This window comes from Bacillus sp. 22475 (genome assembly GCF_052044835.1).
Lineage (GTDB): Bacteria > Bacillota > Bacilli > Bacillales > Bacillaceae_G > Bacillus_A > Bacillus_A cereus.
Genome location: NZ_JBQENW010000024.1, coordinates 1 through 14,485, shown reverse-complemented (window position 1 = coordinate 14,485; position 14,485 = coordinate 1). Strand labels below are relative to the sequence as shown.

The window sequence follows — 14,485 nt, the reverse complement described above, 5'->3', positions numbered from 1 at the left end:
CCAGTGTTACTTTCATTGTCTATATGTTTAGAAGCGATGATAAAACAACAATCTTATTTATCATTCGCGGTTTGTCTCGCAAGTGGGAGACCTATAATATTATACGCTTATTCTTTATGGCTTCACAATAGAAACTCATAATATAACAATTTCTTTCACATGCTTATAATTAAAAAAGACGCCCTAAAAAATCAAGCGTTCCTTTGCTTACATCTATGAAATTGTGCAGATAATATGCAGATCTTAATAAGCATAAGTACCCTCCATATAAACATATGATGAAATGAACGATAGGACAAGGAGGTATCATAATGTTTGCTTATACGTTAACTACCTTAACACTTTGCTGTACCTCGATTCTTATTACATCCTATATTTCTAAACGTAAAGGTACCCTAATGGAGTATATGGTATTTATTATGTCTTTTAGTATGAGTATCGGTTTAAGTATTGGTTTTTACTTAGGCATTCTCTTTAAGGGGGCATTACTATATTCTACTTTGCTTGCTATTTTAATTAGTGGTTTTATCGGTTTCTTAATCGGTCTACGTTTTCACCTATATACTGCTTTAGAAGGAATGTTCTCTGGATTAATGGCAAGTATGATGGGAGCAATGATTACAGAAATGTTAAACGCTCAACAAGCTCATAGTATATTGTTCATTAGCCTTTTACTTACTATAACGATTACTATGTCCTGTGTGATTCAATTGTTATCGGAGAACTTTTCTACTTTTATCCAACAGCGTTTTTTGTTATTACTTTCAATTAGTGTAGTAATTATCGTTGCCGTATTCGCGACATTCCCAGATCATACTCCTTCACCTGGGCATAATCAACATATACATTAGTACTTGCAACAAAAATGAATAAGCAGCTATCCATAGGATAACTGCTTCCTATTATTCTGGCTTATTAGGAATGTTTTGGTTTGGAACATAGTCAGATTTATAATCTGTATAGTTCACTTCCGTTACCATCCCTGCTGAAGCATGATGTAGGTCGTGACAGTGGAACATCCACTCACCCGGATTGTCTGCTACAAAGGCTACTTCATATTCTTCACCCGGTTTTAAGTTCAATGTATCTTTTACAATTGGAGAACCTTTTATCGGTTTTCCATCTTTACTCAACACCTGGAAGAAGTGCCCGTGTAAATGCATTGGGTGATCATCCATTTTAGAACGATTTACCAACTTCACTTTTACTAAATCACCCTTTTTTACTTGAATTGGGTCAATATCCGGAAATACCTTTCCGTTAATTGTATATACCATTTCATTTCCATTCATTTGCGTATTTAAGTCCATATTATATATGGCAGTATACTCTTGATTTAACGTGAAACTTCCTAATTTTTTAGTACCATATTTCATTATATCTACTTTCGGTAATTTTTCTTTTTCGTCTGCTTTATCTTTCATCTCTTTGCTGCCATCATACTCAATAACAGCTTTCATTCCTTTTACACCTTTATTTTTTGAATGGTCTTCAACATACCATTTCCCAGGATTATTAGCAGTAAATTCAATATCATAACGTTCACCCGGTGCGATTGAAATTACTTTATCCTTTATAACTTTTGGATCGTTTATTGGTTGACCATCTGTCGCAATTACTTTTATATCATGGCCATGAACATGTATATCATGTGATAGATAACCAGCATTGACGAGTCTAAGACGAACGTTATCTCCCTTATTCACTTTTAATGGCGCTACTAAATCACCGCTTTTTCCATTGATTGTGAATAAATCATACATACTCATATCATGACCTTCTATCTTCATATTTCCATGGTCCATTCCTTCCATATTACTAGAGTCTTTTTTATCACTGCCCATGTTCATATCAGAATGATCCATGCCGTTCTTATCATCATTCTTTTCCCCATTTTCATTACCTTTAGATTTATTACCTATTTGCCCTTTTGTCATTTCTTTTAACTGCTTATTAATTTCTTCTTTATCTGTAACCCATTCATCCAACATTAATGTGTAATCTTTATCATATTTTTCCTTTGTATCTTCTACAATGAGCGCTCCATACAAACCTCTATCTAATTGATTTACAGAATCTTGATGCGAGTGATACCAGTACGTTCCTGGTACGTTCGCTTCAAATTCGTAAGTGAAACTTTTTCCTGGTTCAACCGCATCTTGCGTCACGCCTGGAATTCCATCCATGTTATTTGGGACAGGATATCCATGCCAATGAATAGATACTGGTGCAGATAATTCATTCTTTAATGTCACTTTCACCTTTTCACCTTTTTTCACCCGAATTTCTGGACCAGGAGATGAGCCATTAAATGTCCAGACTGGAACAATAACACCGTTACTTAATTTTTGCTTTTCTTCTTTCGCAATTAAAGTAACTTCTGGTCCTTTTTCAACCTTCAATGGTGTTGTAGCTGTTTCAGTCTGTAGTGTTTTTTTATCATTCATATTTTTATGATCATTTGTTGTATTTGTCGTCACAGAACAGGCAGCAATTAAAAATATTACAGAGACTGTAACGGCTGCTAATACAAATCGCTTCATGGAAAATCCCTCCTTTTTCTTTTTCAAAATCATTATAGAAGTTGATTTTCAAGAAAATAAGGAGATGTAATTAGATCTTACGTAACTTAATTGGAAAATCACTAAAAACGGAGACTTTACAAGAGGCGAATATTTTAGGAATACAAAATATTTTCCTTGTAGCGACTATATTAGCCGTTCTCGTATTTGTTTTGACGTTATTTCTTAAGAAACAATAACACTACTATTATTAAATAAGAAAAATGTAGCTAAAATGCTCTTCACAAAAGAACTTACATTTTTGTATAATAAGAACTAATGTTCCTTACAAGAAGACAATAGACTCAAATTACACAAATATATCAAATAGAAGAGGATTGATATACGATGAAAATTGATAGACCAAAAATTTCACCAGAGTTATCTTCAAAGAATTTTCAAGATATTTTTTATGAAGAAGATCCAACATTGGAAGTGTGTGAAATTATAGACTCCACTTTCGAAAATGAATCTGTAGATAGAGTGCGATTATATGATGCGGTGATAAAAAACTGTAAGTTTACTAATACAGACTTTAGCAATATTGATATTACAGATGTTTGTTTTGAAAACTGTGATTTATCAAATGTTAATTTAAGCAATTCTTCTGTTCACAGAGTCGAATTTAAAAACAGTAAATTAATCGGAGTAAATTTCACAGAATCTAGCTTAGGAAATGTTAAATTTGAGAATTCAATTTTGAATTTAGCAGCATTTGGAAATTCTAAACTAGAAAAAATCATCTTCAATGAAACTTCATTAAATAATGCAGATTTTTTTGACTGTAAACTTAAAAAAGTTGAATTCCAATTATGTAGTCTTGATGAAGCTAATTTTGATCAGACATCACTGAAGGGGATAGATATTAGTTCTTCTACCTTTGATACACTTACAGTTTCAGTGAACGATTTAAGAGGATGTAAAGTATCAACATATCAAGCTGTTCAGTTTGCTACTTTATTAGGATTAATAATTAAAGATTAGTAATTCGAAGAAAAGAACCCTATCCCGAATCATGGATTTTTTAATTGTCCACGATTCGAGATAAAGTTCAAATAAATTAGTGATGACTTTTTTATTATTTAACTACAGCTTGGTTTCCTTTTACATGTTCATTATTTACACTCATAAATTCTTCAATTTCTTCAACTTCTCTAATGATATCTTTTGACAAGTTTTCATACCCGTCTTTCGTTACAAGAATATCATCTTCTATTCGAATACCGATCGACTCTTCCTCAATATAAAGACCTGGTTCTATCGTAATAACCATACCTTCTTCTAATACTCTATCTTGGTATTTCCCTACATCATGTGTATCTAAACCAAGGAAATGGCTGACACCATGATAATAGTATTTTGATAACTCTTCATCTTTTTGAATTAAACCAATTGCTTTACACTCTTCTGCCAGTACCTTTTTTGTATGCTCATTTAATGCAGCGAACTTTAATCCCGGCTTAATAATCTCTGTTGTTTCTTTTAATGCTTTTAATACAATATTATAAATTTGTTTTTGACGACTAGAGAATGTTCCATTTGCCGGGAATGTATAACTAATATCAGCGTTATAGTAGTCTTTTTGAGCACCTAAATCTAGCAATACTAAATCACCATTTTGAATTTGTGCATCATTATCTTCATAATGAAGAACTGTAGCATTTTTACCACTTGCCAAAATTGTATTGAACGCATGGTGCTTAATGCCAGATGATTTCAGTATAAAATCAAATTGAGCTTCTAATTCATACTCCATCATGTCTGCTTTTGCATGCTTAAGTACGTTGTAAATACCGTCTTTCGTTATAGCAATCGCTTCTTTAATAATTTCAATTTCTTCCTCTGTTTTAAAAACTCGTAATTCACAAATGTTCGGATATACATTACCAATTGTTACGTGTGGGTATTGTTCTCTTACATGTTTAGCAAATGCTAATGTTTTTGTCTCCGTACCATTCCACTCGCGACGTTCTATATCTAAATATAGATGCTTCGCATTTTCTGTAAAGAGTATATTTGATACTGCTTTTTCAAAGCTATCTAAATATACAACTTTCTTTATACCTGAAACTCCCTCTGCTTCTTCGCTAGAAACTGTTTTCCCAACCCATTTTTCCATTACTGGATCTGATTTTTCAATAAAAAGTGTCTCTTCTACGCTATTCCCAAACTTTTTCAGCATAAAAATAACATTTGGTTCATCGATTCCCGTTAAGTAGTAAAAATTACGATTCGGTACAAATTTATAATGTGCATCAGCTGACATATGCGGTGCTTGTCCCGCAAATAAAACCGTAATAGATCCCTCTGGTAATGTGTTTGCTAATCGTTCTCTATTTTGAGCAAAAAATGTTGATTTCATACTAATCCCCCTAGCGTTTTATGTATGATTAAAAAACTAATTATCTAATCAATTCATTTTATTATTGTTACAATTTTTCGTCAATTTTTAACCTTTTTTTGATGGTGTTGACATAATTAAAATTACACGTTACAATAACTATACATTAGTAAGTAACTAATGTAATTAAATCAAATCAGAGGTGAACAAAATGCAAAATATTTTATTCCGTATTAACGAATTGTCAAAAAAAGAAAAAGCAACTGGATTAACAGTTGATGAAAAACAAGAACAACAGACGTTGCGTCAAAACTATACACAAACATTTCGTGGAAGCCTAGATTCCGTTTTATTAAATACAAAAATTGTTGATCCGAATGGTCTTAACGTTACACCAGTTGCATTACAAGATGCTCAAATACGTTTAAAATTAAGTAAATGAGTTCCGCGCTAAAGAATTTCAATAAAACATAAACAGAGCTGGATTTCCTACATAGAAATTCCAGCTCTGTTTATTGTCTTTTCTAATTTAGTAAACGAGCGATACATCGCAATTCTCCACGATATAATCATCGCGAATGCGAGTAAGAAAAACATGCCGCTTAACTCTGCCAAATCAATTGATTGGCTTAAATATGACTTTAATGCTATTCGTACAGCTAACAACCCAACTAAAATAAATATAAATGCTTTTGACGGTTTCATATATATATCTTCACTTCTTATTTCAAACTTAGTTGTTTTAATAAGAAAAATAGAGAAAATAAGCCCTATACTAATTGCCTCGACTATTTCTAACGATGTTAATCGAAACTCTGGTAAAAAGTACATCATCGCGCCTGTACTCATAAAAATTGGTGGTAATATAATTTTCTTTTTCGTTACCGGCTTTTTCGCTGCTTTAAAACGTAGAAACATTACCCCAACAGCCATACAAACCGCTATGACACTTGATAAAAGTGCTATCATACTTTCCACTCCTATCTATTTAAATGACTTTTTTAGCAAAATCATAAACCAATAAGTAACAATAAGTAACTACATGCCACATTATAGAATTTCTTCATTATATTCCTCCTGCTGTAAACTTTCCATATTGGCTGTGATCATTTTACGCAAAGTTTATGAACGGAATATGAACAAAAAAGCCATTCTGCAATTAATAATTGCAAAATGGCTTTTTAACTTATTTTAAATCGTCAATTGTGAAAGCACCTGGAAGTAATTGCTCAACAGTCACTTCTTTTTCATCACCTTTTACATTCGTTAGTAATACAGACATTTTCGGATCACAGAATTCAGCAATTACTTGTCTACACGCACCACATGGTGAAATCGGTCCATCAGTTTCTCCTGTAATAACTAAGTAACTAAAATCGCGCTCCCCTTCTGATACCGCTTTAAATATTGCTGTTCTTTCTGCACAGTTACATAAACCGTAAGAAGCATTTTCTATATTACAACCAGTATAGATTTTACCTTCTTTCGTAACTAACGCTGCGCCAACAGGAAATTTAGAATACGGAATATACGCTTTCGATAACATCTTGTTTGCTTCTTCAATATATTTTTTCTTATCCATATGATTTCCTCCTCAAAGTCAATGTAATGATGATTAGTCAGTAATAACTGTATGAACTAATTTAGGAGCCACTGCTGTTTCAGCGATAGAAATATTCTCATAAATTTTAGCTTTTACATCTTCTACATTTTCACGATTCGCGTAGATTGTTACGAACGGCTCGCCTTCTTTTACTGCATCGCCAACTTTTTTACGTAACATTAATCCTACTGCTAAATCGATTTCATCTTCCTTCGTTGCACGACCTGCACCAAGTAACATAGCTGCAATACCAATCTCATCTGCAACAATGTTAGAAATAACACCTGAAGTTTTTGCAGGTACATCAATTACATACTTCGCTTGTGGCATTTTTTCTGGATTGTCTACAATTGAGCTATCTCCGCCTTGATTGCTTAAGAACTCTTTAAACTTCTCAGTTGCTTTACCATTTTTCATCACTTCAATTAACATTTCACGAGCTTCTTCTAACGTATTTGCTTTTTTCGCAAGTACGACCATTTGGCTTCCTAATACAAGTACTAATTCTGTTAAATCTTCTGGACCTTCACCTTTTAACGTATCAATTGCTTCTTTCACTTCTAGAGCATTACCAATCGCAAAGCCAAGAGGTTGTGACATATCTGAAATAACAGCCATAGTTTGACGTCCTACATTATTTCCGATACGTACCATTGCATGCGCTAATTCTTTTGCATCTTCTTCTGTCTTCATGAATGCACCTGCACCTGTTTTTACATCAAGTACGATTGCGTCAGCACCTGCTGCAATTTTTTTACTCATAATTGAACTTGCGATTAAAGGAATTGAGTTTACTGTTCCTGTTACGTCACGTAATGCATAGATCTTTTTATCTGCAGGTGTTAAGTTTCCTGTTTGTCCAATAACAGCTACTTTGTCACGGTTTACAATATCGATGAACTGCTCTTTCGTAATTTCAACGTGGAATCCTTCTACCGCTTCTAATTTATCAATTGTTCCGCCAGTATGTCCTAAACCACGACCAGACATTTTTGCTACTGGTACGTCTAAAGCAGCTACTAATGGTCCTAATACTAATGTTGTTGTATCACCAACACCGCCAGTTGAATGTTTGTCTACTTTAATTCCTTCAATTGCTGATAAGTCGATCGTTTCTCCAGACTCAACCATCGCCATCGTTAAATCTGCGCGTTCACGATCTGTCATATCTTTAAAGAAAATTGCCATCGCAAGTGCACTCACTTGATAATCAGGAATACTTCCGTCTGTATATCCATTAATAAAGAATTTGATTTCTTCCGTCGTTAATTCTTTTCCGTCACGTTTTTTCGCAATAATATCTACCATTCTCATTATAATCACCATTCCTTTTTATGTTATATAAATCTATTAAAATAATAAGCCAACGATTGTTGCTGATAAGAAACTGACTAATGTTGCACCGAAAAGTAATTTCAAACCAAATCTTGCGACTACATTCCCTTGTTTTTCATTTAAGCTCTTAACTGCCCCAGCAATAATTCCAATTGAAGAGAAGTTTGCAAATGAAACTAAGAATACAGATATAATCGCTGTCGTTCTATCTGAGAAATTGAAGTTTCCTTGTGCTAAATCTGTCATAGCGACAAATTCATTCGATACAAGTTTTGTTGCCATAATATTTCCGGCATTAACTGCTTCATGCCATGGAACACCCATAATAAATGCAAATGGTGCAAATACATAACCAAGAATTTCTTGGAATGAAATACCGATTACACCTTTAAATACTGCATTAATGAATGCGATAAGAGCAACGAAACCAACTAACATAGCTGCTACTGTAATCGCAACTTTAAATCCATCGATAATGTATTCCCCTAATACTTCAAAGAAGGTCTTCTTCTCTTCTTCTTGTACTTCTAACATATCTTCTTCCTCAGTAACTTCATACGGGTTAATGATAGAAGCAATGATGAAGCCCCCGAATAAGTTAAGCACTAAAGCGGTTACAACATATTGTGGTTTTAATAGCACCATATATGATCCAACGATAGACATAGAAACTGTAGACATTGCTGATGCACATAATGTATACATTCTTTTCTCTGGCAATAACCCTAGTTGTTTCTTAACTGAAATAAATACTTCAGATTGTCCTAAAATCGCAGAAGCTACTGCGTTATATGATTCTAGTTTCCCCATTCCATTTACTTTACTTAATGCTAAACCGATAGATTTCACAATAATAGGTAATACTTTAATATGTTGCAAAATACCTATTAAAGCGGATATAAATACGATTGGCATTAATACACTTAAAAAGAATGAAAACTCTTTTTGATTTACTAATCCACCAAATACGAAATTCACACCATCAGCGGCATACTTTAGTAATTCTCCAAAACCATCTGCTATTCCGCTAATTAATATATTCCCTACACTTGTATTTAATAATAGAAACCCCAAAATGAATTGTAATATAACCATCGTTATGATTGGACGATATTTGACTTTCTTTCTATTATTACTAGCAAGCCAAGCAATACCTAAAATCAATACGAGGCCAAAAACACCGATTAAGTATTTCATAAGCCGTTTCCTCCCATGCGTATCCGCTTACATTTTTTTCAATTGTTAAAGCAATAGATACACTTCACTTTGTGTATCTATTGCTTCTTACTTCATTATTGATTAATAGTTATCTGTAGCACCTTTTGCATCATTTAATACGATTGCAACACTAGCACTTGCTCCAACGCGAGAAGCTCCAGCAGCTACCATTTTGTCTGCATCTTCACGTGTACGAACGCCGCCAGATGCTTTTACACCAACGTTTGGTCCTACTGTTTTACGCATTAATGCGATATCTTCAGCAGTTGCTCCGCCAGTTGAGAATCCAGTTGAAGTTTTTACGAAGTCAGCACCAGCTTTTACTGATAATTCACAAGCGCGTACTTTCTCTTCATCTGTTAATAGACAAGTTTCAATGATTACTTTTACAAGAGCTTTTCCTTTTGCTGCTTGTACTACTTCATAAATGTCTTTTTCAACAAGTTCGTTATCGCCATCTTTTAAAGCGCCTACATTGATTACCATATCAACTTCAGTTGCACCTTTTGCGATAGCATCTTTTGTTTCAAATGCTTTTGTTTCAGTAGTGCTTGCTCCTAATGGGAAACCGATTACAGTACAAACGTCTACATCATGTCCAGCTAGTTCATCAGCCGCTAATTTTACCCATGTTGGGTTAATACAAACAGAAGCGAATTTATATTCCTTTGCTTCTTCGATTACTTTCATAACATCTTCTTTAGTAGTATTAGCTTTTAAAATTGTATGGTCAATTAACTTTGCAATGTTCATTATCTTCACTCCTCATATCTTTTAACAACTTCATTCTAACTCTTGGTTGAACAAATGTAAATAAACTTTTGAAATTTTGTTCATTCTTTTTTAAAAGAAATTTTCTTGTAGTAAATAAAGCGCATTCTAACAAAGAACACTTCATATATAATCAAATTTTCTATGTTAACAATGGTAGTATGTATCTCCATATCCATAATTATTTTTAAAAAGGCAATTTGTGTTCAAAAAAGACTCCTATCATTCATACATAACAAAATAAAAGGCGTTCTCAAAATTAACATCTTGAGAACGCCTTTTATTTCTAACCTTTTTCATAATGTAACAGTTCTTTTGCTGTATGCTGATCGATAATTAATACATTTGCATACCCGCCACGTAACGCACCATCAATTGCTTTTATTTTTCTATTACCACCTGCAACTAAAATAGAGCGTTTCTTTAATTTCAGTTCCTCTAACTCAATTCCAATGGTACGCTTATTGATTTCTTCGCTACTAATATTTCCGTCTCCATCAAAGAAACGTGAACAAATGTCACCGACCGATTGTTTTTTGAGTAAATTTGTTTCATCCTTATCGAAATAACCTAATCGGAATAATAGCGCTTCGTCTCGCACTGTTCCTACAGTAAAAATTGCAATATTCGCTTGTTTTCCCATTTCGATAATGTGATGAATATGTCGATCCTGCTCCACTAATTCTTTTGTCACTGCATTATCAAATATAACTGGAAGAGGTAGATTTCTTGGCGTCGTTTGAAAAGCATCTGCAAATAAAGCTATCGTCTCATTCGCATATGTATTTACACTTGAATGACTAATACCACCTTTTAGCTGGACAACCTCTACCCCTTTTACATGTTGCGGTACGATTTTTCTAGCGATTTCATACATCGTCATGCCCCAGCTTACACCAACAATATCACCGTTTTTAACCGTCTTTTCCATATACTCAGCAGCATATTTACTTATATACTCTGTAATCGTTGCATATTCCGGCACTGGAGAAAATACAACATGTGCCTCTAACAAGTTGTACTTTTCTTTCAGTAAATTCCCGACGTTATCTAAATCAGCAAATGGATCAGCGATGCTAATTTGAACAAACCCTTTTTCTTTCGCATACTTTAACAATCTAGAAATCGTCGGTCTTGAAATATTTAATTTGTTAGCAATTTCTTGTTGACTATAATCTGATTGATAATATAATCTTGCAACTTCAACGCTTAATTGTTGTTTATCTTTTTCCATAGTAACTCATTACAAATCCCTTCCTGTATTTCCCTTTCGTTACAAGCATTATACAGCTTTATGCAAAAAAATTCGACTACCGAATTTTATTTAACTGAACTTCTATTACGCTTATTATATATAATGAAATCGTTCAATAAGAAACATGAAACATCATCTAAAGACTACCTTTGCTAAAAACTATTCAAATACCCCTTATAAACAGAAGATACTATTTATAAGGGGTATTTATTCAATTTAACTTTATAAAAATTGGATGAAAACAAGCAAGTTCCCACTTATTTAGAATAAGTGAAAAGATGATGTTTTATTTGTTCAATAAAGTAATGATGGTGTATATTATCGTTAGATACTCGACTTGCCATAATAGCTCCCTCCATTGAAGAGGCAAGAAAAGAAGCGAGTGATATAATGTCTATATCTTCTTTAAGTTCTTGTTTCTCTATTCCTTCCTTTATGAGAGAAGCCATTAACATTACTGTATCATCATAACCTTTTGCTGCTGCTTTTTGTAATTCTGGAAATACTCCAGTACTTTCGATTGCGCTATTAAGTAATGGACAGCCTCCAGCAATAGGAGGATTATTAGCTGCATCTTGATATACAAGGAATATTGCAAGGATTTTATCAATTGCAGTCTTTTTATTTTCCATTGCTTTATGAAAATGACTCCACATAATCTCACCACTTTTGTCGTAGGCAGCAAGGACAATTTCTTCTTTACTTTTAAATCTACGATAAATAGATCCTTTAGGTAACTCAGTAGCTGTCATTATATCCTGAATGGATGTGCGAGTTATCCCATTAGTATTAAATAAATATAAAGATGTTTCAATAATTTTTTCTTTTACCTTATCAACTTTAGTCATGCTTTGTAATCCTCCTAATGAAAACGATCCTAATATTCTAGGTAATGTTTACCCTCTATTTTCTTAATTTTTTTGTAAGTATAAATAAGTTCGGAACAGAAATATCTTATCAATCCCTATCTTATGGAAACCTCAAACAATACAGTTTGAAAAGAAGTTAATCAAATTATATTATCCATATAACTTAAGTGAATTTTCTGTCAAAATAACATGACCGATTGTTTAATTCAGTCATATTATACAACTAATTTTACCTAAAATCGTAGAGGTGTAAAAATATATAGTTAATTTTAACGTATAGACATATGATTATTATATATAATTTTTATTAATATGTTTAGCTAAAGTGTTTGAACTACTCCCACTTTCACTTCGTATATTAGGATATCTCCCGCAGTCCTTGCAGTTAAAAGCCTTATCACTTCATTCTATAAAAAGCTAATTGTCAAAAATTAATGAGTACTGAAATTTACTTGTAATTAAGCAACTGAGATATAAATATATTTGTTGTTTACCATTTTTATTTTATTAATAATTTATAAAAGGGGTTTAAAAAACTAGAAACTTATAGTATCATTAGTTTCCGAACCGAACGGTCCGGTTCGGAATTTATATAAATATATTTTAGAAGGAGAACATAATGCAGAAAGAAAAATCAAAGATTCTAAGTAATTTAATTATGGAGGTAACAAAGTGAGCTTTATACAAACCAATAAAAAAGAAATTAATATGCTACTAGTTTTTACAATCTTTACACTACTTCAATTTGGCTGGTTCATATTATTTGGCATATCACTTTTAACTAACAGCAATTTAGCTGACTCAGAATTTATTATTAGTGCCATTGCTTTTACTGTACCTGCTATTATAGGAATAATTTTATTTAAGAAAGAAATTATTGAGAGTTTTGCTTATTTTAAAGAGAAGACAATTTTGAAAATAGTAAGTGTTCCTCTGGTGGTTTTATTTACGGTAATTGTAGAACAGACTGTTATGCGTTTTCTGGCACTTGGTCAGCCAGAGAATCAAGAACAGCTCCTTGAAACGGGCGCGGAGATACCTCTTATATTTACATTACTTGTATTTGGTATTCTCGGTCCAATACTTGAAGAAATTATATTTCGTCATATAATATTAAATCGTTTTTCACATTATATTGGTACTGCTATTGCATCTATCATTTCGATTCTAATTTTTACATTCCTTCATACGAACCAGCTTTCGGATTATGCTCTTTATTTACCTGGCGCGGTGATACTTACTGCGGCTTATCTTATTTCTAACAGATCCCTTGCATATGTTATGGCGATACATATGTTAAATAATTCTATTACTTTTATTCAATTGCATATGTCATAGGAAGACATATGTAATTGCAGGTTTTGATACAAAAATACTCTATGTTTTTATCGAGTATTTTTTGCAACAGAACCACTTTTTCTACGGCATAATAAAGCCATAAGAAAGCTAATCAAAAATTATAATATATTAGGAGAGTGTCAGTCATGATTGTAACAACGACTTCTGGAATTCAAGGTAAAGAGATTATTGAGTATATTGATATTGTAAATGGGGAAGCTATTATGGGTGCAAACATTGTACGCGATTTATTCGCTTCAGTTCGTGATGTTGTCGGTGGCCGTGCTGGTGCTTATGAAAGTAAGCTAAAAGAAGCCCGTGATATTGCGATGGACGAAATGAAAGAACTTGCAAAACAAAAAGGCGCGAACGCTATCGTTGGTATTGATGTAGATTACGAAGTTGTTCGTGATGGAATGTTAATGGTTGCTATCAGTGGTACAGCTGTACGTATATAAGTAAATAAAGAACAGTTCCTCCCTTGGAATTTATACTTTGAGGAGGGTCCTGGTTCTGTTGCAGATTTTAAAGAATAAAAAGAGATGTTGATAAATTATTAGACAGTGACTAATGATTTATGTAATTCATTATACGTCGAAAAAACACAGTTTGAGTATGAACTGTGTTTTTTTATATAGAGGCCCCATCACTATCAAGCTAAAATTTTTTAGTGCCTTCAGAACGAAATTTTTGGTTAACTTGTAACAAAAAACTCATTTTTCTTTTGGGGTAATTTTAAATTCTTAAGTTGATGGGCATGGGGGCACCGTATCAAAAAATAAATTTTATATTTAGGCACAAAATTGACATATTTTGTTTAGCTTCCTTTATGTTAAGGGATTAGTTTGTATATTTGAGGAGATGTGCGAGACAGGTGTATATTTAGGATAATCCAATATTCCCCATTCGAATATGATAGAATAGAAGTATATCCAAAATGGAGGAATAGCAAATGAACTCAAACACAAAACAGTTTATTTATGATATCCAGCAAAGAAAGAACAATTATATAGAAAATGCATTAATAGCAATACAGCACCCTAAAAAAGAGCAATCTGAACAGGTCATTCAAAATATAGTAGAAAAGATGGATATGATGATTAGTCTAGTTACTACTTATATGAAGATTGAATCAGGATCTACGGAAGAATTAAAAGAACTTCAGAAAGAAATTATCCATGCTCAAGCATATAT

The 14,485-nt window shown here is 32.9% G+C and carries 15 protein-coding genes; 6 read left to right on the top strand and 9 right to left on the bottom strand.

All coding sequences use genetic code 11. The annotated features are described in order from the left end of the window. The first annotated feature begins 311 nt into the window (after nucleotides 1–311). Nucleotides 312–851 carry a hypothetical protein gene (locus ACTJJY_RS25115; RefSeq protein ID WP_440606858.1) on the top strand — a complete coding sequence of 180 codons (540 nt, stop codon included), beginning with the start codon at nucleotides 312–314 and terminating at the stop codon, nucleotides 849–851. A gap of 51 nt (nucleotides 852–902) precedes the next feature. On the opposite strand, the gene ACTJJY_RS25110 is transcribed toward ACTJJY_RS25115, so the two are convergent. Next, a complete protein-coding gene (locus ACTJJY_RS25110; RefSeq protein WP_440606857.1) occupies nucleotides 903–2,543 on the bottom strand; it encodes a multicopper oxidase family protein in 1,641 nt (546 codons plus the stop codon). A 366-nt stretch (nucleotides 2,544–2,909) separates the two neighbouring features. Here ACTJJY_RS25110 and ACTJJY_RS25105 point away from each other — a divergent pair, with 366 nt between their 5' ends. Next, the gene (locus ACTJJY_RS25105; protein ID WP_000687270.1) at nucleotides 2,910–3,545 is read left to right on the top strand and encodes a pentapeptide repeat-containing protein; all 636 of its coding nucleotides are present in this window, start codon (nucleotides 2,910–2,912) and stop codon (nucleotides 3,543–3,545) included. Between the two features lie 94 nt (nucleotides 3,546–3,639). Here the strand turns inward: ACTJJY_RS25105 and ACTJJY_RS25100 are convergent, their stop codons facing one another. Further along, entirely contained in the window at nucleotides 3,640–4,923 is a 1,284-nt protein-coding gene (locus ACTJJY_RS25100) for an aminopeptidase P family protein (RefSeq protein ID WP_440606856.1), read from the bottom strand. Between the two features lie 190 nt (nucleotides 4,924–5,113). Between ACTJJY_RS25100 and ACTJJY_RS25095 the strand changes: the two genes are divergently transcribed. Further along, entirely contained in the window at nucleotides 5,114–5,344 is a 231-nt protein-coding gene (locus ACTJJY_RS25095) for a DUF896 domain-containing protein (protein ID WP_440606855.1), read from the top strand. A 47-nt stretch (nucleotides 5,345–5,391) separates the two neighbouring features. Here the strand turns inward: ACTJJY_RS25095 and ACTJJY_RS25090 are convergent, their stop codons facing one another. The 7 genes from ACTJJY_RS25090 to ACTJJY_RS25060 form a co-directional block, all read right to left on the bottom strand. Continuing rightward, on the bottom strand, nucleotides 5,392–5,871 hold the full coding sequence (locus ACTJJY_RS25090; protein ID WP_440606854.1) for a CcdC family protein: 480 nt from the start codon (nucleotides 5,869–5,871) through the stop codon (nucleotides 5,392–5,394). Between the two features lie 217 nt (nucleotides 5,872–6,088). Next, entirely contained in the window at nucleotides 6,089–6,484 is a 396-nt protein-coding gene (locus ACTJJY_RS25085) for a cytidine deaminase (RefSeq protein WP_071730962.1), read from the bottom strand. Between the two features lie 33 nt (nucleotides 6,485–6,517). Then, the gene (locus ACTJJY_RS25080) at nucleotides 6,518–7,819 is read right to left on the bottom strand and encodes a pyrimidine-nucleoside phosphorylase (protein ID WP_001983022.1); all 1,302 of its coding nucleotides are present in this window, start codon (nucleotides 7,817–7,819) and stop codon (nucleotides 6,518–6,520) included. Between the two features lie 36 nt (nucleotides 7,820–7,855). Then, nucleotides 7,856–9,037: a NupC/NupG family nucleoside CNT transporter gene (locus tag ACTJJY_RS25075; protein ID WP_098874038.1), complete on the bottom strand. Its 1,182-nt coding sequence runs from the start codon at nucleotides 9,035–9,037 to the stop codon at nucleotides 7,856–7,858. A gap of 102 nt (nucleotides 9,038–9,139) precedes the next feature. Next, nucleotides 9,140–9,811 (bottom strand): deoxyribose-phosphate aldolase, encoded by a 672-nt coding sequence (gene deoC / locus ACTJJY_RS25070; protein ID WP_001017441.1) that lies wholly within the window; start codon nucleotides 9,809–9,811, stop codon nucleotides 9,140–9,142. A gap of 304 nt (nucleotides 9,812–10,115) precedes the next feature. After that, entirely contained in the window at nucleotides 10,116–11,063 is a 948-nt protein-coding gene (locus ACTJJY_RS25065) for a sugar-binding transcriptional regulator (RefSeq protein WP_416474574.1), read from the bottom strand. 278 nt (nucleotides 11,064–11,341) lie between these two features. Then, entirely contained in the window at nucleotides 11,342–11,932 is a 591-nt protein-coding gene (locus ACTJJY_RS25060; protein ID WP_152121338.1) for a TetR/AcrR family transcriptional regulator, read from the bottom strand. 693 nt (nucleotides 11,933–12,625) lie between these two features. Between ACTJJY_RS25060 and ACTJJY_RS25055 the strand changes: the two genes are divergently transcribed. The 3 genes from ACTJJY_RS25055 to ACTJJY_RS25045 form a co-directional block, all read left to right on the top strand. Next, nucleotides 12,626–13,291, top strand: coding sequence for a lysostaphin resistance A-like protein (locus tag ACTJJY_RS25055; protein ID WP_440606853.1), 666 nt, complete (start codon nucleotides 12,626–12,628; stop codon nucleotides 13,289–13,291). A 146-nt stretch (nucleotides 13,292–13,437) separates the two neighbouring features. Then, nucleotides 13,438–13,749: a YbjQ family protein gene (locus ACTJJY_RS25050; protein ID WP_440606852.1), complete on the top strand. Its 312-nt coding sequence runs from the start codon at nucleotides 13,438–13,440 to the stop codon at nucleotides 13,747–13,749. Between the two features lie 494 nt (nucleotides 13,750–14,243). After that, nucleotides 14,244–14,485, top strand: a 242-nt coding sequence (locus tag ACTJJY_RS25045; protein ID WP_440606851.1) for a hypothetical protein, incomplete at its 3' end; no start/stop codon positions are given.

Excerpts from the sequence above, each read along its gene's own strand:
- ACTJJY_RS25075 (WP_098874038.1), bottom strand. The coding sequence starts at position 9,037 with ATGAAATACTTAATCGGTGTTTTTGGCCTCGTATTGATTTTAGGTATT.
- ACTJJY_RS25085 (WP_071730962.1), bottom strand. The coding sequence starts at position 6,484 with ATGGATAAGAAAAAATATATTGAAGAAGCAAACAAGATGTTATCGAAA.
- ACTJJY_RS25110 (WP_440606857.1), bottom strand. The coding sequence starts at position 2,543 with ATGAAGCGATTTGTATTAGCAGCCGTTACAGTCTCTGTAATATTTTTA.
- ACTJJY_RS25095 (WP_440606855.1), top strand. The coding sequence starts at position 5,114 with ATGCAAAATATTTTATTCCGTATTAACGAATTGTCAAAAAAAGAAAAA.
- ACTJJY_RS25080 (WP_001983022.1), bottom strand. The coding sequence starts at position 7,819 with ATGAGAATGGTAGATATTATTGCGAAAAAACGTGACGGAAAAGAATTA.
- ACTJJY_RS25105 (WP_000687270.1), top strand. The coding sequence starts at position 2,910 with ATGAAAATTGATAGACCAAAAATTTCACCAGAGTTATCTTCAAAGAAT.
- ACTJJY_RS25060 (WP_152121338.1), bottom strand. The coding sequence starts at position 11,932 with ATGACTAAAGTTGATAAGGTAAAAGAAAAAATTATTGAAACATCTTTA.
- ACTJJY_RS25100 (WP_440606856.1), bottom strand. The coding sequence starts at position 4,923 with ATGAAATCAACATTTTTTGCTCAAAATAGAGAACGATTAGCAAACACA.
- ACTJJY_RS25090 (WP_440606854.1), bottom strand. The coding sequence starts at position 5,871 with ATGATAGCACTTTTATCAAGTGTCATAGCGGTTTGTATGGCTGTTGGG.
- ACTJJY_RS25050 (WP_440606852.1), top strand. The coding sequence starts at position 13,438 with ATGATTGTAACAACGACTTCTGGAATTCAAGGTAAAGAGATTATTGAG.
- ACTJJY_RS25115 (WP_440606858.1), top strand. The coding sequence starts at position 312 with ATGTTTGCTTATACGTTAACTACCTTAACACTTTGCTGTACCTCGATT.
- ACTJJY_RS25065 (WP_416474574.1), bottom strand. The coding sequence starts at position 11,063 with ATGGAAAAAGATAAACAACAATTAAGCGTTGAAGTTGCAAGATTATAT.
- deoC (WP_001017441.1), bottom strand. The coding sequence starts at position 9,811 with ATGAACATTGCAAAGTTAATTGACCATACAATTTTAAAAGCTAATACT.